The 23,674-nt window shown below is 34.1% G+C and carries 18 protein-coding genes; 14 read left to right on the forward strand and 4 right to left on the reverse strand.

The features are described 5' to 3' along the window. Positions 1-133: 133 nt before the first annotated feature. The gene (locus tag QL232_RS03000) at positions 134-379 is read right to left on the reverse strand and encodes a hypothetical protein (protein WP_168882499.1); all 246 of its coding nucleotides are present in this window, start codon (positions 377-379) and stop codon (positions 134-136) included. Between the two features lie 855 nt (positions 380-1,234). On the opposite strand from QL232_RS03000, the gene QL232_RS03005 reads away from it, so the two are divergent. After that, entirely contained in the window at positions 1,235-2,755 is a 1,521-nt protein-coding gene (locus QL232_RS03005) for a carboxypeptidase-like regulatory domain-containing protein (protein ID WP_281613017.1), read from the forward strand. Between the two features lie 297 nt (positions 2,756-3,052). Here the strand turns inward: QL232_RS03005 and QL232_RS03010 are convergent, their stop codons facing one another. Then, positions 3,053-3,196 (reverse strand): hypothetical protein, encoded by a 144-nt coding sequence (locus QL232_RS03010; RefSeq protein WP_168882501.1) that lies wholly within the window; start codon positions 3,194-3,196, stop codon positions 3,053-3,055. 496 nt (positions 3,197-3,692) lie between these two features. Here QL232_RS03010 and QL232_RS03015 point away from each other — a divergent pair, with 496 nt between their 5' ends. The 3 genes from QL232_RS03015 (at position 3,693) to QL232_RS03025 (ending at position 6,135) form a co-directional block, all read left to right on the forward strand. Beyond that, positions 3,693-4,562 (forward strand): AraC family transcriptional regulator, encoded by an 870-nt coding sequence (locus tag QL232_RS03015; protein ID WP_168882502.1) that lies wholly within the window; start codon positions 3,693-3,695, stop codon positions 4,560-4,562. Positions 4,563-4,642: 80 nt separating this feature from the next. Then, complete coding sequence (locus tag QL232_RS03020) at positions 4,643-5,398, forward strand: MBL fold metallo-hydrolase (RefSeq protein ID WP_281613018.1); 756 nt, start codon at positions 4,643-4,645, stop codon at positions 5,396-5,398. Positions 5,399-5,553: 155 nt separating this feature from the next. Beyond that, positions 5,554-6,135, forward strand: coding sequence for a hypothetical protein (locus tag QL232_RS03025; RefSeq protein WP_168882504.1), 582 nt, complete (start codon positions 5,554-5,556; stop codon positions 6,133-6,135). A 155-nt stretch (positions 6,136-6,290) separates the two neighbouring features. Here the strand turns inward: QL232_RS03025 and QL232_RS03030 are convergent, their stop codons facing one another. Both QL232_RS03030 and QL232_RS03035 read right to left on the reverse strand, forming a co-directional pair. Next, positions 6,291-6,560: a YciI family protein gene (locus tag QL232_RS03030; protein ID WP_281613019.1), complete on the reverse strand. Its 270-nt coding sequence runs from the start codon at positions 6,558-6,560 to the stop codon at positions 6,291-6,293. Between the two features lie 10 nt (positions 6,561-6,570). Beyond that, positions 6,571-8,508 carry an acetoacetate--CoA ligase gene (locus QL232_RS03035; protein ID WP_281613020.1) on the reverse strand — a complete coding sequence of 646 codons (1,938 nt, stop codon included), beginning with the start codon at positions 8,506-8,508 and terminating at the stop codon, positions 6,571-6,573. Between the two features lie 189 nt (positions 8,509-8,697). Here QL232_RS03035 and QL232_RS03040 point away from each other — a divergent pair, with 189 nt between their 5' ends. The 10 genes from QL232_RS03040 (at position 8,698) to QL232_RS03085 (ending at position 23,661) form a co-directional block, all read left to right on the forward strand. Further along, positions 8,698-8,877, forward strand: a complete 180-nt coding sequence (locus QL232_RS03040) for a hypothetical protein (protein ID WP_281613021.1) — start codon at positions 8,698-8,700, stop codon at positions 8,875-8,877. A 278-nt stretch (positions 8,878-9,155) separates the two neighbouring features. After that, the gene (locus QL232_RS03045; RefSeq protein ID WP_168882508.1) at positions 9,156-9,668 is read left to right on the forward strand and encodes a hypothetical protein; all 513 of its coding nucleotides are present in this window, start codon (positions 9,156-9,158) and stop codon (positions 9,666-9,668) included. 207 nt (positions 9,669-9,875) lie between these two features. Next, entirely contained in the window at positions 9,876-12,356 is a 2,481-nt protein-coding gene (locus tag QL232_RS03050; protein ID WP_281613022.1) for a TonB-dependent receptor, read from the forward strand. A 725-nt stretch (positions 12,357-13,081) separates the two neighbouring features. Continuing rightward, a complete protein-coding gene (locus QL232_RS03055) occupies positions 13,082-15,859 on the forward strand; it encodes a TonB-dependent receptor (protein ID WP_281613023.1) in 2,778 nt (925 codons plus the stop codon). A gap of 52 nt (positions 15,860-15,911) precedes the next feature. Further along, positions 15,912-17,351, forward strand: coding sequence for a right-handed parallel beta-helix repeat-containing protein (locus QL232_RS03060; protein ID WP_281613024.1), 1,440 nt, complete (start codon positions 15,912-15,914; stop codon positions 17,349-17,351). Between the two features lie 197 nt (positions 17,352-17,548). After that, a complete protein-coding gene (locus QL232_RS03065; RefSeq protein ID WP_281613025.1) occupies positions 17,549-18,256 on the forward strand; it encodes a hypothetical protein in 708 nt (235 codons plus the stop codon). Between the two features lie 3 nt (positions 18,257-18,259). After that, positions 18,260-20,416: a helix-turn-helix transcriptional regulator gene (locus QL232_RS03070; protein ID WP_281613026.1), complete on the forward strand. Its 2,157-nt coding sequence runs from the start codon at positions 18,260-18,262 to the stop codon at positions 20,414-20,416. A 3-nt stretch (positions 20,417-20,419) separates the two neighbouring features. Next, positions 20,420-21,538, forward strand: a complete 1,119-nt coding sequence (locus QL232_RS03075; RefSeq protein WP_281613027.1) for a hypothetical protein — start codon at positions 20,420-20,422, stop codon at positions 21,536-21,538. A 121-nt stretch (positions 21,539-21,659) separates the two neighbouring features. Further along, on the forward strand, positions 21,660-22,316 hold the full coding sequence (locus tag QL232_RS03080; protein WP_281613028.1) for a DUF3299 domain-containing protein: 657 nt from the start codon (positions 21,660-21,662) through the stop codon (positions 22,314-22,316). A gap of 7 nt (positions 22,317-22,323) precedes the next feature. After that, positions 22,324-23,661: an amidohydrolase family protein gene (locus QL232_RS03085; protein WP_281613029.1), complete on the forward strand. Its 1,338-nt coding sequence runs from the start codon at positions 22,324-22,326 to the stop codon at positions 23,659-23,661. The last annotated feature ends 13 nt before the right edge of the window (positions 23,662-23,674 follow it).

Consider the following 23,674-nt stretch of genomic DNA (forward strand, 5'->3'; position numbering starts at 1 on the left):
AACAATATTTACAGAGTGAGGAGCAAAAAAATATCAGTTATTTCTAACAAAAATTATTTAACCAATAAAAAAGGCTGTTATATCTTTCTGATATAACAGCCATTCCTAGTTACACAAATTTCAAAAATTTGGATTAAAAAGAAGTCTCAAGTAAATCCTTTGCTTTCGCATTACCAGCTTCAGTAATACCGCAGAATACACCCTTTGGGCTTTTTTCGATATTATCAACATAGCCAGCAAAAGCCAATTGATCTACCATTTCTTCAATCTCAAAAGTGGACGCCTTAATTCCAAACCTACGGACGATTGTTTGTAATGATACGCCACCATTTAAACAGATTCCAGCTAGTAGCTTGATTGTTTTGAGTTCTTTGGACATTGTAATAACAGTTAATAGTTGTGTGGACATTTGTAAGTGTTTTACAATTATATATATTTTTTCGAATTTCGGAAACAATTGTATTCTAATGTGATAGCATATTTATATTTTGATGCTAAAAGTCATTATTTTTTTTGAAAAATTAGGATTTAGCTTGAAAATCGACCCTCTGCAACCGGTTTAAAATGTAATTATTACACTAAAAATGAGGGTTTTATCTATAAATTGTACATTCCTTATAAATGGCCTTCTGTTTTATATAGTATTAGAAAAGAAAGTATTCATTTTAACTATTTAAAGATTATTTCTCTGTTATCGATGGAATTGGTAGAGAATTTAACACTAGAAATTGTGTTGAAATAAGGAAATATATTCATCACTTTTGTAAGTGAACTAATCTGTTATTGTTGCTGTTTATCTTGGTGTAACTCATTAACTATCTTTCTCGACCTATTATCATGCACAACAACCAAAAGTTACTATTACAAGTGATCTCAATTCTTTTTATATCTGTAGTATTGTACAATAAGCTTTATGCTATTATTGCAGATTATGATCTCAGTCTTTATTATTTTCTAGATCTCATCAAAGATTCTTCTCATTCTTTATTCAAATTGAAGGCAGGGATTCAAACCCATCTTTAGTGCTTACTAATTTCTAGATTTGTGATTAGATGATTTTTGTTGGGATGCCACAAGTTGAATGGCATTAATGATTTATTCATCTATAGTTATGTGAAAAAATTATTAATTTGCATTAGCTGTTACATCCTTTATGGATTCAGAGTGTCAAATATTAAATAGAAACTAGTAATAATACATTGAGAAATGTATTGAAGCCTAAAACTATCAACGAATGAAAATTATCTACTCAATTGTCATTTTATTATCTCTCTCTTTCACTACGTTTGCACAAGACATCATTAGGGGTGTTGTAGTAGATGCTGAAACGAAAGAATCATTACCGTATACCAATATTATTCTTTCCAATGCTAAGAAAGGAACGGTAAGTAATGCTGATGGGAAATTTAACCTGTCTTTAAAGAATATCGATACTTCAGATACCCTAGTTTTTAGCTATGGCGGCTATGAAACAGTAAAAGTAGTGATCGATAAACTGCCAAGAAATTGTCAAATTGCATTGAAGCCAAATATTGTCAACCTTGAGGAAGTTGAGGTGACCGATAAGCAAGAAAGTGTAAAAGACATTATTGCTAAGATCGAAGACAACTTTGAGAAGAACTATGTTGTTGAAGCTCCTTACAAAGAAAAACTGTATATCCATAACTATGGGATAACAGAATTTGACGATGATATTCTAGACCCAATGTTGGTCAAAAAATCTAGCTTTGAAGGGCTCAACCAGGAAACTTTTGATGAGTTGAAAAGAGTGCTACCAAAAGAGTTTATCAATTACAATGATGCACAAGTGATGTTGTATCATAAAGAAGATGAAGCCAAACTCTCTAATCTTCAAGCAATTTCATTAGAAGAATCTACAGCATCTGAAGCTTACGATCAGATGACAGAAAAATTTGAAGGTTTTGTAAACGATATGGAATCCAGTTTTAACGATGATGAAATCTATTATCGTTTTAAAATGGGAATCATCTCTACTAAAATCCGCGGTGATTCTACTGATACGGAAGATGCTTCTGATGATTTTGAAAGAGATAGCACCAGTTATACTGTAGGTACAAAATATATTAGAGGAGGTATCAATGAATTAAAAAAGAACTATGCTTCCTTAGATAACAAGAACTGGGAGTTTGTCACCAAAAGAGGAAAGTACAATTATACTTTAGAAGGAGCGTCGATGATGGATGATGATGTAGTGTATATCATCACTTTCAAACCTAAAAATGGAGGCCTATTCTTTGGCAAAATGTATGTTTCTACAGAGACTTTTGCCGTATTGCAGATTGATTTTGAATATGCTCCAAACAAAGAAGGGAGAGATATCCACTTATTTGGTTTTGGCTACACTGAAACCTTTAAAAAAGGGCGAGTTCTCTTCGAAAAATCTGGAGATAAGTATTATGTGAAATATATTAATGCAGAAGAACACACCACTTTTAGTGTTGAAAGAAGCTTTGCATTAGTGAAAAAACAAAAGCGTTTCTTTGTTGATAAGACATTGAATGAGATTAAAATCAAGTTTAATATTGTTGCAGACTCGAAAGAAACGAAAGAGTTATTGGTATTAGATCGCAAAGATATCACAGAACAATCTTATGATATGGTGGAGGAAGAAGAAAAGATGAAGTTTCAGAAGATCGTAACCACTCAAGATTATATCTGGGAACATGGGACTGTCATCGAACCTACACAGGAGCTCAAAGCATATAAAAGAAAAGAAATAACGGAGAACAAATAATCTTTAGATGAGGTTCAATAGTTCTGCTAATAAAGTTTAAAAACACATCTTTAAGCGTTGTAAATCGTTTAAAAATGAAGGCATTCATTTAACAAGATCAAGCAATTTATTCTACACTTCATTCAAAAAAATTGTATTGATTTTGGGATTTAAATGTAATCGAAAGGCTGTTTAAGCTACCTTTAACCTTAGCAGATTACATATGCTGTTGTTATAATTGACAATGGCAGATTTTACTATTAACCGATTATCAATAATTTGGCTGTTTTACAATTATAGATGTAAAACAGCCTTTTTTTATCTTAAATCCGGTGTGTTGATATAGCCTATAGCTATCATTTCATTTCTAAATGTTTTTACTAATTCATTGTCCTTATAAACCAGCACCTTTCCATCCTGATGCTTGATTTCATAATTGATGTTCTTCTTAGCTGATTTCATGGTATGTGTACGTTAAGTCTGTTTATTTATCGAATGTTATTATAGCAAAAGTTAATATCATATAAGATCATGCAGAAACAAAAAATTGTAAGTTAAGAAGTGTTTTATAGATGTTAATAAGGTCAATTGCTAGCATTCAAAAGAATTTTTGTTGAACGTATATGAAAAATAATCAACTGAAATGTAACGTTGTAACAAAGTAAAATAATGTTTCATTTTCAATCACTTGCATACTAAATTTCTATCTATCATATTTAAAGTATCAATGTTACTTATTAGAATGATACAAGTAATATTAATGCAATAAAAGGTTATTAATAGTTAAGTTAAAGAGTGTAGAAAGGTCTTTCCTAATGGGGAAGACTTTTTTGTCTTCTACTTATTGAGGACTTTGTGAATTCAAAAAATAATTTACTTTTGCTACTGTGTTACTAGAAAAATATTCTATTATTTTCCATCAATAATTTTTCAATTCCATAACGGTAGAGATAGTACTATGAAGCATGTGAAATTTAGTAAAACGATTTGTGGTGTTGATTTTCTTTTAAATATCTTAGACTTCGATCCTTCACAAAAACACGGTCTTACATCAGAGTTACAGACTACTGATTTTTTCCAGGTGATCTTTATTAAAAGAGCTAAAGGAACTTTACAGCTTAATGATAAAACAATTGATCTTAAAGATAATTCTGTAGTTTTTATTTCTCAGCATCAAAGGCATCAATGGAAAGTAGATTTGGACAGTTTCGATGCTAAGGTTTTAGTATTCCAGGAAGATTTCTTAAATGAATTTTTTGCCGATAAATATTTTACCTACCGCTTATTGTATTTCTACCAATCGGCTTATGAGTTATTCTTGCCAATTGATACCAAAGAACTACAAAGGTATACGTCTGATTTAGAAGAGATACAAGCAGAACTTCTCGAACCTAAAAACGATAGTACTCATCTTATCCGTTCGTTACTTTATTATATACTTATTCGATTAAATCGAAGCTACTCAGAATACAATAAGATTACCTGTGCGGTGTCCATAGACAATTTAGCTTACAAGTTTAGGAAACTAGTGGAAGAAAACTATATCACAAAACAACGACTGGAAGAATATACCGAATTGTTAAATATTAGTAGAGTGGCACTAAATACTGCGGTTAAAGCACAATTTAATATTACAGCTTCAGATTTTATCAAATCAAAAATCATCTATGAAGCGAAAATGAAACTGATCTATTCGAATTTGACAGTTTCGGAAATTGCCAGACAGCTTAATTTTTCTGAGCCCAATCATTTATCTCGATTATTTAAGAATAAAGAAGGGGTGAGTCCGAATGAATATAGAGCCACTTATCAAAATGGTAGGAATTGATAATTTATTGGTAAGCATACTGTGACTGGGTTTCATGACCTTTGTATTAGAAATTTAATAAAAACCTTAAATACATAATCATGAACTCTGTAGATATCCAATTGATCAGAAATGCGACTTTAAAACTAAATTATGGTGGAAAGACTCTTTTGGTAGACCCGATGTTAGGTGAGAAAAACTCAATGATGTCTTTTGTTGTTCCGGATCAAAACTTGAATCCAACCGTCGACTTACCTTTTTCCAAAGAAGAAGTAATTGAAGGAACGGACGCAATGTTATTGACACATGCACACCCAGATCATATTGACCCAACTGCAATAGAACTATTAAATAAAGATTTACCTGTTTTCTCTCAAGATACTGAAGAGCAAATGTTGAAAGATGCAGGATTTACACAAGTAACACCAATTACAACTTCTGCGACTTTTGATGGTATTGAAATCGAAAGAACAGGGGGTAAACATGGTCCAGAAGAAGTATTAGATGCTTTAGGTCAAGTTTCGGGATTTGTGTTAAGAAAATCAGATTACCCTACTATTTACATCATTGGTGATTGTTTGTTAGATGATGAAATCACAGAAAATATCAAGATGATCAATCCAGATATTATTATTACCAATTCGGGTGGTGCGATTTTTATGGGACAGGCAAGAATTTTAATGGATGAATCTGAAACAGTGAAAGTGGCTCAATTAGCTCCAAATGCTAAAGTGATAGCTACACATATAGAATCTTTAGATCATTGTCAGGTAACGAGAACATCGTTAACAGCTGCAGCAGCTGAGGCCGGTGTTGAAGTGCTTATACCAGCAGACGGAGAAGTTATCTCTTTCTAATTTTACTGAAACCCTTTCCTAATTTCAATTAAGAAAGGGTTTTTATGATGCTCTTGTTTAATCGTACGTTTGAATATATTAAGATAAGGTATAGAACCTTATTTTTTGATTAAGCGTATTAATCAAACGATCGAATAATTATTTAAATTTTATCTATGCAAAACACTTTTACTGTAAACACTACTCAATTAAAGGTTCTCGCATTGGTGTTCGTTGGATTATGGTGGGGAAGAAGCGAAGTAAATGCACAAACCACTATACTTCAATTAGCCGGCTGGGACAATTCAGTAGAATTTTCTGCTTGGCAACAATTGGGTAAAGATAACTCTAGGCATTTCTTAAATTTTAGAGCCGGAGTAAATGATTGGATGTCTCCGATGGATCCGTCTGATGTAAACAATAAAAAGATGAAAGGAAATTACTCACTTTCATTAGGTTATGGTTATCAATTAACGGATAAGCTCATGCCTTATTTAACAGTGAGAAAAGACTTGAATAAACTAGATAATATAGGTTTTGTTACAGGCCTTGATATTCAGACCAAAACCAGATTTAACTATACTGTTGGTTTTACAAGTACATACGATGTTCTCAAGGACTGGAACAGAAGTAATGCTTGGGTGGATATCTATTATCGAATAGGAAATAAAGGATGGAAGATAGGCATGGAAACCGCCGTCACCGTAACAGGAGAAGTAGGCTTTCTATGGATGATCAATAAGTCCATCCATTGGTAAGATAAAGTAGTTTTTATGAGTTATACAAATTCCAATGACTCATTGCTAATTATTCAACTAAGATATCAGGTTTGAGAGTTCTGATATTGCCAACAACTCAGAGGATTAACATTACTTTTCCCGAGAATGAAATTTCATTCTCGGGTTATTTTTATCTAAAGGCCAACCATAACGACCCAGGGCCTGACATACCATTTCTTAATAAGCTTTTCTTTAACATAGGGGTCATTAGAAGCAAATTTCTCTGCCTGTTCTCTTTCGTTAAATACCAATAGAGCTGTATCTGCAGGTTCACAAAGGGCACCACCAATGAGTAGTTCTCCATCTTCATGTGCTTTATTGACTAGATACAAGTGTTCTTCTCTAAAGGGAGCTCTGAGCTTGATAAAATTATCGACAGTCTCATAAAATAGTACATATTTCATATTTTTAATCTTAATATGTTAACTCTTCTAGGTTGGCATAAAGTTGTAATGCTTCAGGGTTTAAGAGAGCATCTGTATTCTTTACAGGTTTATTGTGAACAATATTTCGAACGGCAATCTCTACAATTTTTCCACTCCTAGTTTTCGGAATATCTGATACTGCAATAATTTTAGCAGGAACATGTCTTGGTGTGGCATTTTTTCTAATAACCTGTCTAATCTCTTGAATTGTACTATCTGTTAGCGTCTCTGACGGTTTCATTACAACAAATAAAACAACACGACAGTCATCCTTCCAATCCTGACCAATAGCTATACATTCTTTTATGCTTTCGACTTTCATGGCTTGTCGATAAATCTCTGCTGTACCTATTCTAACTCCCCCTGGATTTAGAACAGCATCGGATCTACCATGAATAATCAGTCCGCTGCTTTCAGTCACTTCTGCGAAATCTCCTTGTGCCCAGATATTTTCAAAACGAGAATAGTAGGCATTAAAGTATCTTTCATTATTCGTATCGTTCCAAAAATAAAGTGGCATTGTTGGAAAAGCATTTCTACAAATCAGTTCTCCTTTTTCGTTTTTGATACTTTTTCCGTCTTCGTCGACCACATCCAAATCGAATCCTAGACCTTTACATTGCAGTTCACCCGCTATAACAGGTAAAGTAGGGTTACCTGCTACAAATGCACCTATTAAATCAGTGCCACCACTTATTGAAGAGAGTACGAGATTGCTTTTAAAATGTTCATAGATATAATGAAAACTTTCTGAAGAAAGTGGTGATCCTGTCGAAAGTATCGCTCTAAGCTGGCTCAATTGATGTGTATCTTTGGGTGAAATACCTTCTTTTGCTAACGCACTGATATATTTTGCACTAACTCCGAATACAGAGATACTTTCCTCATCAATAAGGTCAATAAGGTAACTAGGTGAGGGATAAAAAGGATTCCCATCTACAATCAGTAAAGTACAACCAGTTGCTAAACCAGTAACTTGCCAATTCCACATCATCCATCCGCATGTAGAATAATAGAAAAATACATCATCTGCTGTGAGATTCGTATGTAACTGATGCTCTTTTAGATGCTCAAGAAGTACGCCTCCAGCTATATGTACAATACATTTTGGCTGGCCTGTAGTACCACTAGAATACATGATGAATAGAGGGTGATCAAAAGGTAATGATACGAAATCCACTTCTTTTGCATGGTTATCAAGATAAGTATTCCACCTTACCGCATAAGGGTAATCCTCCAAGGAGACATCTTGATCTATAAAATCAAATACAATTATTTTCTCAATTGAGGGTACAGCTTGATGTAATTCATCTACCTTTTTTAAACATTCATGAACCTTACCGTTATAACTGTAGGCATTGGCTGTAAATAGCACTTTCGGAGCTACCTGCCCAAAACGATCTAACACTCCTTGAAAACCAAAATCGGGAGAGCAAGAAGTCCAGATTGCACCAATACTAGAGGTAGCAAGCATTGCAATAATAGCTTCAATACAATTGGGTACAAAGCCAGCAATACGGTCACCTTTTTCTACTCCATCTTGTTTTAGTTGGTGAGACAACTGAGCTACTTTTTGATAGACCTCTTTGTATGTTAATGTTTTACGATCACCATTTTCTAGCCTTCCGACTAAAGCGATTTTATTATCTCTTCTTTTTAATAGGTTTTCAGCATAGTTTAATGATGCTGTAGGAAACCATTCACTTTTGGAAATGTGTTCATGAACAATTTGATAAGGAGGCTGTCCCTTTTCACCTTTTACATCACAAAAGTCCCAGATAGTAGACCAGAATTTTTCACTTTCTTTGATGCTTTGGTGGTGAAGTTCATGATAGTTGTAGTTGTCGGTTTTCAGAAAGGTTTTATTAAAGTCAAAAAGCCGACTTTGTTCAATTTGCTGGTTAGATGGTGTCCAAAGTTTTTGCATGTGTGTTGATTTATATATGTGTTGTTGTGTATTTACGAACATATAAAAAATAGAGGAATGTAGTGAGAGAAGAGAATTGAAATGGGTAAATATTCGGAGGAAAAATATTAAATCATATTAAAAATTACATTAGTTATATGTATAGTGCAAAATATGATTAAGTTTGAACAACTGTTAATCCTATTTTTTATGAAGTCACTTTTATTCTTCTTTTTTATTGTCCTTTCCGTGTTAAGCCATTATCCTTTTTTATCTGACAAATGGGAAGAAATCGAATTTTTTCAAGAAGAAACTGAGCAGTTAGAAAAAACCGTTAGGGGCAAAAATTTTAGGTTACCTGTAGAAGGGCCATTAATTTTTAGAAAGTAAAAAGCATCTTTTGTAATCACTGTATCTTTATTTATTTAAAAAATATATTGGAAGACTCCTATTTGGAATGATAGTTGAATTATTACTAGTCATATTTACTATTAATATACTTAGTGGGTATATCTAATTGTAATTCAGTTAAATACGAGTGATGTTTTTTTGATTTGATACTGTTATTAATGATTTCTAACTAAAAAAAGTAAACACGACTATATAATTTCACGACTACAGTCAAATAAAAATATCGACATCTACTTAGCACAAAAATTATCATAAGAATGAAACATTTTTTACTATCATTATTATTTATTGTTACTGCATATTCCGTTAATGCACAACAATCTGCTCATTTCACTACAGGTAACCATCCAATAGGGGTATCTATTGGTGCTTCATTAGGGAGTGCTACACAATTTAAAACGAGTATTTGGGCATACAACGTCTATTTTTCTGCAAGTTCTAACTTTGCTTCAGCACAAGGTTCAGTATCTGACAACGAAACAAGTGGTTTGCAAGATAAAGGGAAGTTCAATGCTACTCAGTTTAATGTAGGTGGTATGATTCGAATTGTGAACCAATACCTTTATGGGTTGTACTTAGTTCCACAGGTAACATACTGCACTAAATCTTCAATTTATCATGGTGAAAATGACAAAACCTTTAAGGGAACACCAGAAGAACAATACGGTGCAGCCATCGACGTAATGTATGTGGATCGTGGTGGATTTACAATTCAAGGAGGTTTATCTACTTCTGCCGGGGCATCTTTACAAGTTGGTTTTTCTTTCTAATTATTAGAAAAGAATGTAACCCTTCGAAGTTAATTATAGATTATATCTGAATACATTCTCTACATTGATGTTTATCATCTGTAGTGACCGTATATTTGTAGCATCAGTAAGCATTTCATTTACTGATGCTTTTTTTATTCACCCAGTTAAGACTACGTAAAGTAATCTAGAAGAACATTTACTATTCTCACTACTGACCCAATTTCTATGAACAACCGTATTGTTCAATGTATTTTACTATCACTTATTATCATCACTCCTTTGTACGCTCAAAAAATTATTATTGAAAACGAAGAAGGAGAGGGAATTCGTGGTGTTTTAGTTTCATCAGATAGAAATGAGGTAAGCATTAGTAATGCGGTGGGCGTTGTACAATTAAACCCAGAGGCCAAAAGTTTTTCCTTTTCTCATGTGAACTATGAAGCCGTTGAATATACAAATGAGCAGTTAACGTCAGTGATTGTACTTCAACAAAAAATTCAATCATTACAAGAGGTCATAGTTGGGGCAAATAAATGGGAAGAAGTAAAGTCTGAGGTACCACAACAAATCTTAGAAATTCAGAAAAAAGAAGCAGAATTTGCCTTGCCTCAAACTACCGCTGATATGTTGGGGAATACAGGAGAAGTCTTTATTCAAAAAAGTCAGATGGGTGGAGGTAGTCCTATGATTAGAGGCTTTGCAGCCAATCAGGTGCTCTTAGTTGTAGATGGAGTACGTATGAATAATGCGATTTACAGGAGTGGCAATCTACAAAATAGTATAAGTATTGATCCTTATTCGATAAGTTCTGCAGAAGTGATTTTTGGTCCAGGAAGTGTAATGTATGGAAGTGATGCATTGGGTGGAGTAATGGATTTTCATACCACCTTACCTGAATATGCAGAACAGTCTAAAAAACTATTCTTCGGAGATGCTCAATTGAAGTATGCTTCTGCAATGAATGAAAATACAGCTAATGTTCATTTTAATTTAGCATCACAAAAGTTAGCCTGGACGAGTACTGTCTCTTTTTCATCGTTTGATGATTTAAAGTCAGGTGGATGGTTTCCTTCAGAGGACTATCAATTTGGTAATAAGTTGTTTCTAGTGTCAACGGACGAAAATGGTCTGGATCAATTAAATACCAATCCTAATCCGTTACGTCAAAGCCCTTCCGGTTATCAGCAGTTGAATACTTTGCAAAAAGTAGCCTTTAAAGTGAACGATCAGTTGGAATTGATGTATACCTTTTCATTTTCAAATACGTCATCAATTCCTAGGTATGATAGGTTAACAGAGCTGAACCCTATTATGAGTAATGGTGCATATAAGGAGGTAACCATGGAAGATATTATAGAGATAAACTCCACAAGTTTAATCACTACTTATGGAACAACTACCCCAAAATTTACTGAATGGGAATATGGCCCGCAATATTGGATGATGAATAATATCCGTTTAATCGCCCAACAAAATAGAAGTTGGTATGATAATCTTTCTTTGATAGTAGGACATCAGAAGGTAAAAGAAGATAGGTTTTTTAGGAAGTTCAATGATACAAAGAGAAATGAATCTTATGTTAGCTTAGATCTATTCCATCTTAATATGGATGTGAATAAGGAAATCTCTAAAAAAGCATCCTTGTTTTATGGGATAGAGGGCACTTACAATGATGTACAATCGAGTGCTATCGGTAAGAATATCCTAACAGGAGAAGTGAATAAAGCATTACCACGCTATGCTGGAGGAGGATCACAAATGACTACCTTAGCAGGGTACATTACAGGGAAATATAAGCTAACAAATCATTTGGTTGGAACCGCTGGATTAAGGTATACAGAAACAATTATTAAAGCGGATTACACAGATGAGGCCTCTAAAACTTTACATCTACCTTACGATCAACTGAATACTCAAGTAGGAAGTTTAACAGGAGCTATAGGTCTTGCCTATCATCCTGATAATTGGCAGTTGAATACACAATTTGCAAAAGGTTTTAAAGCCCCAAATATAGATGATATTGCAAAAGTTTATAACCCTTCTAAAGATGACTTAGTGATCCCCAACCCACAGTTGAAGCCAACTGATGTGTATACATTAGATGCTACAGTGATCCATTATTTTGGGGATAAACTAAGAGTGGGAGCCAATGCTTATTATTCTTGGTTGACGAACATTATGGTTAGAGGATCATCTACCTTTCTTGGAATGGATTCCGTTTTCATTGAAGGGGATGAATATGCTGTTACTTCTTTACAGAATGCGGATCAAGCAAGGATTTGGGGAGTGTCGGCTCATGTATTTTACCATTTTACCGAATATCTACATCTCAAAGGTACTTATACTTACACCAATGGACGAGAACTAATCACAGATGCCCCATTACGACATGTACCCCCATTTTTTGGACGATTGACATTAGGGTATAAAAAACAAAAGGTACACCTTGCCCTTGTTGGAAATTATAGTGGTGGAATAGCTTATGATGCATTGGCACCAATTGAACAAACTAAACCTTATCTATATTCAAAAGAAGGAGCATTACCTTGGTGGACTCTCGGGTTTAATTCAAGCTATAGGTTAACGAACTATCTTGAATGTCATTTTACTGTCGATAATATCTTTGACCTTGCTTATAGAACGTATAGCTCTGGAATTAACTCACCCGGAAGAAACTTCGGAATTGCTATAAAAGGATATTTTTAGGGTGACATTTTATTGATTATGTTATTACCAATTGTAATTATCTCAATTATTAAAACAATTATGGTAGATCAGATATATAAAAAAACACTAAAGGGTATTGGCAGATACCTAAGCATCTCCTTCTTCACCATTGTACTGATGTTAATGGTTTCTTACTCCATAAAATATTTCTATTCCGATATGAACGATCTAAGTTTTGTTGGTTATACCATGGATTTAATTGATAGTATTCAACATATCGAAATAATCTGATAAAAAAATAGGATTAGTGATTACAATACAAGGTTATCCTTGTCTTATTTGAAATGAAAAACGATAAAGAAATAACGCGATAGCTTCATACTAATAAGAAAGAGTTATTGTCCGTTTGTACCTTAAACGAAAGATTCAACATAACTACTTTAATAACTACGATAAGGCTCAATGTATACACATTGGGCTTTTTTGTTGTCCTAAAAACTCATTTTAATTTTTTTAGAATTACACTTTATCATTTAACAATGTAATATTGAATTCATATTGGAGATGTGGTATTTGTCACTCTTTCATCGGTTTATTGCTCAATTTTTATTCTTTTAACTTTAACATCTAAAACCCAGTGTTAAGTTGTGTTTTTTGTTAGCTCAAACCATTTATTTATTCCTTAATATTTCCCTAAAAAAGACATCATAACTGTTTGCTTATTTTGCAGTGTTAAAAACAAAACCAGTGATTTCAACTAAATAATGTCAAGGATACTTACTTTATTAACTTTACTACTATTTCCTATAATTATCCATGCAGGTGGAATAAAAGGATCAGTAAACGGTAGTGATGGAGAGCCCTTAATTGGGGCAGTAATTTCTATTGAACCAATCCATAAACAAAGCATTGTGGGGATGGATGGAACTTTCAGAATTAATGATTTACCAAAAGGAGATTATACTATTGTAGTTAAATATATAGGATACAAAGACCTTGTAAAAGAAGTGAGTGTATCTTCAGAAGGATGGGTTTCTAATGATCTCATACTTCAGGTAGATGCAATTCAATTGGATGAGGCAGTAGTATATGGAACTAAAGAAAGGAAAACCGCAGAAAGTGCGAGAGCAACAGAGAGGGTTTCTTCTAAGGTGATGACGGTGGTTTCTGCTCAGGATATCGAATTGTCGCCCGACTTAAATGTGGCTAATGTAGTACAACGTGTTTCTGGCGTATCCTTAGAAAGGAATAATTCAGGTGATGGTCAATTCGCCATTGTAAGGGGTATGGATAAAAGGTATAATTATACGTTGGTGAATGGTGTGAAAATTCCATCTCCGGATAATAAAAACCGTTATGTACCTTTAGATTTATTTCCATCGGACCTTTTGGATCGTTTAGAAGTGACAAAAGCTTTAACTCCAGATATGGAAGGCGATGCAGTTGGCGGTGTGATTAATATGGAAATGAAAGATGCTCCAGAATCATATAGTGGTCAATTGAATCTATCTATTGGAAACAACACGCTCTTTGGAGGCAATAATCCATTTATGACATGGAATACGGGTGGGAACATGACATCTCCTCCAAGTTGGAATGGGGTAGCTAGAGCAGATGCTTCTGATTTTTCTAATCAACATTTATTGAATCAGTATAAAAACTATGTACCGAATATCGTAGCCGGAATGTCGATTGGAAACAGGTTTATGGATGATAAATTGGGGGTGATTGTAGCAGGAAGTTACCAACAAACTGCAAGAGGTTCCGAGAGTACTTGGTTCGATACAGGTATGTTGGCTGATGGTTCTACTTCTTTAGATAATATGGAAGACCGTAATTATTATCAGCTTCAGAAAAGAATGGGACTCCATGCTAAAATGGATTACAGAATTAACCAAGATCATAGTATTCAATGGTACAATGCTTTTGTTCATTTACAAAATGACCAAGTAAGAGATGTGACTCGTACAAGAACTTGGGGTAGTTATGATCCAATAAACGGTAATGCTGGAGAAATGAGTTATGTTACAAGATATAGATCTACAATCCAGCAGATTTTCAACTCAACATTAACGGGACAACATCAATTAAACCCATGGTTTAAGGCAGACTGGTCTGCTGTTTATTCAAAAGCATCGAACAGTATTCCTGATAATGCAAAATTCACTAGATCAGGAAGTATGAATAATTGGGTGCATGAACCTGAAAGAATTGCTGGACGATCAGCCTTAACAAGAAGGTGGGATTACAATGATGACGAGGATATTGCTCTATATACTAATTTTACTTTTACCCCAGAAATTAGTTTTATCTATGATACTGAATTTAAGGTTGGTGGATTGGTTAGAAATAAAAACCGTTCGAATGATTTTGAACAATACCGTTTCAATGCTGGAAATAGAGCCTTAGTAAAAGGAGAAGATTGGAATGATATCACAGATGTTGATTGGATTATCGAAAACCCTACGGGAGTAAACTATTCTCCCAATAGATACCAATCACATGAGAATATTAGAGCAGCTTACGGACAATTTAAATTCGACTTTAGTAATCGTTTTGAAGTGTTGGGTGGTGTAAGAATGGAGCACACAGATATTGGTTATTATCTACCTCAACCTACCAATGAAATTGTTGAAAATGGATTGGAAGAGATGAATCAAACTTATGTTGATTTCTTGCCAAGCATCCATTTTAAATATAAAATCAGCGAGAAATCAAATCTGAGATCTTCTTATTTTAAGTCTGTCATTCGACCTGGATTCTCAGAGTTTGTTCCTATTGAAAATGGAGATACTGAAGATGATTGGACCGAAATGGGTAATCCTTTAGTAGAAAGAACAATAGGACATAACCTTGATTTGAGATACGAATTGTTTCCGAAGGGAATGGACAAATTTATGATTGGTGGTTTCTATAAAAAGCTAATCAATCCGATAGAATATTCACTGAACCGTCAGGCTGGATATATTATGCCGGATAACTATGGTGATGCAGAAAATATGGGTATTGAGATTGATGTAGTAAAGTACTTCAATAAGTTCGGTATCAGTGCCAACTATACATATACTCACTCATCGATCACTACAGAAAAAGCGTATTACGAAAGAGAAAATCCTGATGATGATACTTCGGATATTGTGATTCGATCAGCATTAGAAGAGCGTCCACTACAAGGACAGGCGGCACATATTGCCAATCTATCCTTACTTTATAAAAATACTGATGCCGGTTTGGATGTACAGTTAGCAACCGTATATACAGGTGATCGTATCCACAGTTTGTCTGCCTTTTATGGTAACGATATGTGGCAGAGGGGTTTCTTCCAAATGGACTTATCCGTAGAAAAGCGAATTAATCCTAAAACAATTGTCTATTTGAAAGCCTATAACTTGTTGGACAACGCTTACGAAGTAGAAATCCGCCAACCAATCAACGAGGCACAGTCTTACTTTCCTAAGCAAGGTGATGTTGGGGACAATGTACTTGTAAGACAAGACTTCTACAGACGACAATTCTTATTGGGTCTAAAATATAATTTCTAAAAACATAAAACTGCCGCTTTGATAAAGTGGTCTAGCAATCAAATCTAAAACCATGAAACAAAATTTTATTTACCGCTTATTAGCATTTATCCTGCTATCTGCTTCAGTAGTTTTTTCTACTTCTTGTACTAAAGATGAACCCATTGTAGATGACGAAGACAAGGAAGTGCCTGATTTTGATAAAGGTCAGCCAGAAGGAAGCATTAGTATTGGAGGGCGTATGAGTAATGATCTCACGCTAGAAAGTGGAGAGGAATACTGGTTAGCAGAAAATCTTATTATCGAAGAAGGAGCCACTTTGAATGTGGAAGAAGGTGTCACAGTTTGGGTAAGTCCTTACAATAACCCTGAAATTGTTGTACATGGAAATATGTATGCATGGGGTACAGAAGCTCAACCAATCTTATTTACGCTATCTGAAAACCAGCCTAACTATTTTGATTATGGTAGAGTAAACTGGGGTGGTATAAATGGTGGTCAAGTTCCAGAAGGAGCAACGCGTCCTGATCAAGAAATTGGAATGACTTACGTAACTATTCAATATGCTGGTGGTCCAATGAATGAAAACTCAGAAGCAGTAAGAGTAGGTAAATTAGAGCCGGGAGAGTTAGGATACTCTGTATTCTTTAACAACAACCAAGGTCAATTGTATATGGAAAATTGTACTGTAGAGCATTCTGGTGGAGATGCAGTGTATGTTGAAAGAGGAAAGATTGCCTTATTCCATAATGCGGTAGCTTATGCTGGTACAACAGAAGATGAAGCATTTAACTTTAAACAAGGTACGATTGGAGACTGTGCGTTTAACCTTATGTATTCTGCAGCGACAAATGGTATTAAAATCAACAATTCAAAGCCGGTAGAAGATGACCAACAGACTAATGTCAACATGTACAATAATACGATGGCATATTGCGGTTGGAGAAGAGATGGTGAAAGAGGTGGCTCTATTAATATCGAGAAAGACGCAAGAGGTCGTATTTTAAATAACCTGATTGTTAACTCTAAATTTGGTACTAAAGTAGATCCATCTACTGATATTGTAGGAAACAATACATTGGTAAAAGGAAACTACTATTACGGTCATGTAGAAGGTGGACATGATAAAGGAAATGGCTACTTGCCTCACCATGGTATTCAACCCTTCGAAGATGATCAGGACGATACTTCTGTTGGTCACGATACTTTCTGGAGAGTATTCCAAGGAACTTGTAATTTCTTTATTGATAGAGAAGTGAATGAGTGGACAGATGAGCTGGATGATCCTCAGTTTGTACACTTCATCGATCAACCGCAAAATCCAGATGGTGATGCCACTAAAGAAATCAATTATAAAGATCTTGATTTAAGATTATCTTCTACTTCGCCAGGTGTAGACTACGGAACAGATAATATGCAGTTATTATCTTCTCAAGTAGTTACTGAAGTGGGAGGGAAGACCGTAACGAGACCAAAGCTTTCTGCTACAGTAGGTGCATTTGGTTCTAACTAATTACCCTTTACTTAAATAACCCTAGCTTAAGCCCATGACAGTAATGTTGTGGGCTTTTTCTTTTTATTATATTCGAATAATTTTTTTTTATTGATTACATAAAACATTTTTGGCCAAAAAGGATTGAGTTAATGGCAAAGATTTTATTTATCAGATTTAATCTTTAATTTAAAAAAGGAATCTCTACACCCAATTTAATGACTCTGACTAGAAAAATATTACTGATAACTATTGTTTCACTTTGCTCTCTTTTTCAAGCAGAAGCTCAATCTGTTGAGCAAAAAAAGGACTATGATAATCAGTTCTTTTTTGGCAATAAATTAATTTGGGGTAATGAGAAATGGCGTTATTCTGGAGAACTTCAGGCTAGGTTTACAGGAGATATGCAACAATTTGATCGATATTTTATGGAAGGAGTTGCTACCTATCTTTTTTCCAAAAACCTTGAAATTGTACCCGACTTTAGATTTTCAGTTTTACCTAATGAAGTTGAGCTAAGGCCTGGGCTAGGAATTATCTACAAAGTACTTGGTAAAAATAAAACAACTCAATTTGTACAACAAATTAAATGGCAGGGTGATTATAGTTGGGATATTGACTTCCAGAATGGGCTTAGGTATGTGTTGTTCTTCAATAAAGTTTTTCATGAAAAATATGTTGGTTCTATCGTTGGTGGTGCCTTCTACAGATGGAGTGAACAATTTAACGGTATACAGTTTCTCCGTTTTGGAGTTACGGGTGCTTACCTTATTGATGCAAAACATACCCTAAATTTGAGTTACTTTTATGGTGCTCTTCAATCTAATGACCAAACTTGGTCGAATGCAGGTACATTACTACTTCAATTGAATATCCGATTTAATAAGGAGTACAGATATGTACCAGCAAAGTATATAAACTTCTAAGTAATGACGAATAATATTCCCAAAATACAATTACCAGAAATTAATGCGAAATATTCAAGACCTAGAAAACAGAGTATACCTTTAGATGCTTCTAGTGTAAAAGAATTATTCGAAATGAATAGCTGTGAAATTTCAGAAGCTGAAGTGACTGATATATTAAATATTACAGAAGGGAATATATGTATTATAAAAGATATATTGGATCAAAAAAAAGCCGATAGCAATTTTAATATTCAATCTTACAAGGCCATCGGAGAGAGTCATCTGCTACCCTTATTAAATCAGTTGAGTATCAGAAATAAAAGGTACTTACTAAAGATGTCTATCTTAGACGAATTCAACTTTTCCCTTTTTTCAAAGTGCTGTCTAGAGGACGATTATTCAGATAATAATTTTACCGAATTTGAGCAATTTATTGAAGAAATAGGAAGGAGTGGTCATTTTGTAAAACCCCAAGATGGGAACGATAATTTCAAGCTCACTGCTTATTTCAAAAAATATAGTGATATAGTAGTTAAAAAGGAGCTGACAAAATCAATCATTGAAGATGTAAAGAATAAGGCATCATTGTATTACAAAGAATATAATCCTATTCAATCGATCCAACTTTTATTGGAAATTAATAAAGTGGATGAGGCCGTAAGTACTTTTGATGAATTAAGAGTTCAATTAATGAACCAGGGGAAATGGGAAGAATTGCAAACTGTATTCTATGCTTTTAGTAAGGTCAGTGAAAGTACATCATATTTACCGTTAATAGCAACAGAACTTTGGTTGAGCCATTTTGATAGTAATCTGATTAAAATGAAATCGTTATTGTCGACATTTTTAGAGCTTCTTCATAAAAACGATAATAAAGATAATTTTGATGTTTTTTTAGGAGAGTATCATATTCTTAGAGCCTTTGTAGCTTACAAGTTGGAAATAGATATGGCAATGGCACATAAACATGCACATCATGCTATTCAACTTTTGGATAAATATAATGAGTACACCTTGGGTATAGCTTGGGTTTTCTATGCTGGAGCATTACAAGGCCTTGGAAAGAAAGAAGAGGCTAAACATGCCATTTATCATCAATTAGAGCTAGGATGCTCTCTATCCTTAAAAGTAAATTTATACCTGACCCTTTGTTATATCTATTGGTTTGATGGGGAGTTAGATGATCTACTATTAATTGCTCATCAGTTGGAAAGAGTGAGTAAGAAGTCCAATAACTTGGAAGGGCTGGCGAATGCTCATTATTTTCAAGGTATAGGCTATTATTATAAACATGATCTATACAATGCAGAATCACACCTTGAGATATTATGGGAAAACCGAGAAAATACCATTCTTTCTCATAGGTTTTATGGAGGTATTGCCTATGCTTTAAACCTGTTTGAGGATGGTCAGAAAGAACAGTGTAAAGTTCTTATTCAGGAAATGGAGGATGAGGCTTATGATCATGGAAGTTCCAATTATTTAAACTTAATTAAAGCTGTGAAATGTTACTTTAATTGGTTTATTGATGCTGATAGAAGTGCTGTGGAATGGTTTATTAAAAATAAGGATTTACCTGTTACTGCATTATCAAATTTTACATCTTTACAACTTTTACAGGTTAAAGTTTTAGTGACAGATCAATATGAAGCTTCTTGGAATATTGCTCTATCCATTTGTGATAACACTTTATCACAACTAAAAGGTAATTTTAATCTCATCTTCAATGTGAGATTTAGTATCGTCAAAGCGCTAGCACTTTACCGATTAGGAAAAGTAGCAGAAGGTAAATCTGTAATAGAAAAGGTATTGAAAAATGTTCAAGGGATGAAATTGGAAAAAACCTTTATGTTTTATGGAGCAGTGATGAGAGAATTTCTAAATCAGACAAAATTTACGGAGCACAAACTAAATGTATATGTAGAGTATATCTTAGAATTCTTATTAAAGCATGATTACCAATTGGATACTTCTTCTAGTAATATCAATGAAAATCATTTAACAAAAAGAGAAAGTGAAATCATTTTTCACCTTCAGAAAAATAGGTCATACAAAGAAGTTGGTATGGAGTTATTTATCTCTGAAAGTACAGTAAAACGACATATTGCAAATATCTTTAAGAAGAAAAAGGTAAACAATAAAAAAGATCTATTGTCACTCTATTCTAAAACATCCTAAATAATGAAAATTTCATTTTCGAACTCTGGTCTATTAGCTTTTTTACTTCGTCCCGTCAAATCGAATAGCTTAAAGACACTGTTGATCATTCTGATCGTATGGCTACCGATTGTAGTGGGAGCTTTTTTAATGAAACGTGAGCATACTACCCTCTCAATAGTCAATGACTTTGAGTTTCATATTCGCTTTCTATTACTTATTCCATTAATCATTCTGATGGAGAAAAAAGTAGATCAGCCTTTTAATGATTTTTTAATCCAAACGAAGGGGATTATTCTTAATGATGAAGCCAATAGATTTCAAAAAGTAATCAATAATATCGCTTACATCACAAAATATAATGTTGCAGAGCTACTGTATTTTGCGCTGTTCTACTCCTTGTTATTTTTATATTGGGAGGATGTTGTTACCACTTCAAATAAGGAATACTTTTTTGATATTGGAACAAAAGATTTGAATAGTATAGGGTGGTATTATCTGCTTGTATCTCTTCCTTTTTTCCAATTACTTATTTTCCGTTGGGTTTTTAGGTGGGTAATTTGGGTTTGGATGTTATATAGAGTAAGTACTTTGAAATTAAATATTGATCCCGTACATGCAGATGGGATGGGTGGACTAGAGTACATAAATCTTATTCCATTTTTATTTAGCTTCTTGTCATTCTTAATCTCTTCAATCATTGCCACTCATATGGGTTCTGATATTGTTTTTGGGGCTGAAAAGCTAAAAGCATTGTCTATTCAAATTATCTTCTTTACTATTTTCTTTCCTCTATTAAATTACCTTCCACTTCTGTTTTTCGTTAGAAAAATGTTTAAGGCAAAGACTGAAGGAATTCTTATGTTTGGGCGTCTGATCAGAGAGCACAATACTGATTATTTTTCAAAATGGATATACAAACGAGATGATAAAGATATTTTGTTAGGCAGTGTAGACAATTCATCACTTGCTGATATTAATGGCAGTTATGCAATGAATCAGTCTCTGCGTTTATTTCCAATAAACTCCAACTTTTTCCTCATTACTGTCGTAGTTAGTGCTTTCCCTTATTTTCCATTATTACTTACTCAATACTCAATAATAGACCTGTTTAAACAGCTTGTGGTACATTTCATTTCTTAAAAGTTAAAAAAAGTTAATCAAATTCAAGGTGAATTACACCTTTTTTTACACCCTTGATATATTGCAATTTTATGTGTCAGTTTTGATATTTGTTTACACGACTATTTTCTACTGACTTTCGATGAAAAAAGCACTCTTTATATTAATTACAGCCTTTCTATCTTTCAATCTTTCTGCTCAAGACTATCAAGAGTTGGATTGGGATAACCTGTTACCTGAAAACATTAGTTTTGATGATCCCTTTAAAGATTTATCAAGGTCTCAGTTATTGGATTTGAAAGAAATAGCCTATCTCATCAATAAAAAGAAGGCTTCACCTGAAGACTTTCCTGAGGAGCACCAAGAAAAGCTACAACAAAAGGAGCAATCACTAAAGGAACAAGGTATTGATGCTCATTTCCTCCTTTCCAAAAGAGAGGAAATTAAGGAAAAACGACAGCAATTTGCAGAGGCTGTTGTAGAGGACCTTAACCATGAACAAGTTAAAATTCCTGGATACTTATTACCCCTTAACTTCTCGGGACTTGAAGTGACAGAGTTTTTATTAGTTCCTTGGGTTGGTGCTTGTATACATACACCTCCACCAAATAAGAATCAAATCATTTACATCAAATTCGATAAAGGTTATGAAGTTACCTCTCGATTTGAATCGGTCTGGATAACCGGAGAAATGACAACCCAAAGTGTATCAAAAGAACTTTATTTAGTGGATGGGAAAAGTGAGATTTTCACAGGTTACTCCATTCATGCAAACCAAATTTTATCATACGTAAAATAATAGCAAAATGAGAAAACTCTATCTAACTATTTCTTTACTCTTTATGAGTGTGCTCTTAGTAGTGGCGCAAGCAAAGAAAGAGACAACACATATTCTTATTCAAAATGTGAAGGTATGGGATGGCAAAGGCAAAGAAATTGTCGATGCTGATGTCCTTATTGAAAATAACTTGATTAAGGAAGTAAAAAAAGGAATTAAAAAACCAAAAGGTGCTACAGTCATCGATGGAAAAGGATATACTCTAACACCCGGTTTGATCGACATGCATACACATATTATGCTTAATGGCCCCAAAGCTTTTTATACAGGGCAAGGCGATTATGATATGTTTGCTGTAGGTGCCTGGGCGTACAGAGATATGAACCTTTTATTGGATCAAGGCTTTACTTCAATTAGAGATATTGCAGGTAATTCATTAGGTATTGCCAAAGCGAAGAAAAATAAATTGATGCAAGGTCCAAGAATTTGGTCTTCGGGTCCTGCATTTAGTTCTACAGGAGGACATGGTGATGCTGGTTTATGGAACCAAATGCCAGATGAAGACAACCAACCAAATAAAACAATGAACTTGGCTGTTGCAGATGGAATACCTGATATTATCAAATTCGCGAGATGGAACTTTAGACACGGTGCTGCCTATGCTAAAATTATGGCTTCTGGTGGTGTTGCTTCTGAGTTTGACCCATTAGAGATTACTGAATATACAGAGGAAGAAATGCGAGAAATCGTAAAAATATGTGAGGACAATAAAACATATGCCACTATACATGCTTACCATGATGATGCTATTAATAGAGCATTAGATGCGGGTGTAAAGTGTGTAGAACATGGCTTCTTGATGTCTGAGAAAACAGTAAAAAGACTTGCTGACGAAAATATTGTTCTTTCTCTTCAGGGGTATGTAAGTACCGTCCAATTTGCTCAAGCATCACAAATTCCTTGGTTCTCTCCTGAACAAGTTAGAAAAGCAACTCAAGTAAATGAAGGAGCGAAACAAATGATTGAGTGGGTGAAAAAATACAATGTGTTTGTAGTGAGTGGTTCTGATATGTTTGCAGAGAATACTCCAAATGCTAAAATGAACATAACAGTAGAAAAGAACTTTGGTTGGGAGCCATGGGAAATCTTACAACACAACACATATAATGCAGGAAAGGTATTAGCAATGTCTGGTCCGGCGAGAAACCCTTATAGAGAAGGTCCTATTGGGGTAATTGAGGTAGGTGCCTACGCGGATATTCTAATTTGGGAAAAAAGCCCTCTTGAAGATATTGAAAATGTAATGCCTAATGATAACATCAAATTGATGGTTCAGGACGGCGATGTATTAAAAAATACTTTATAGTCAATACATAATG

Source organism: Flammeovirga sp. SubArs3, assembly GCF_947387565.1.
Lineage (GTDB): Bacteria > Bacteroidota > Bacteroidia > Cytophagales > Flammeovirgaceae > Flammeovirga > Flammeovirga agarivorans.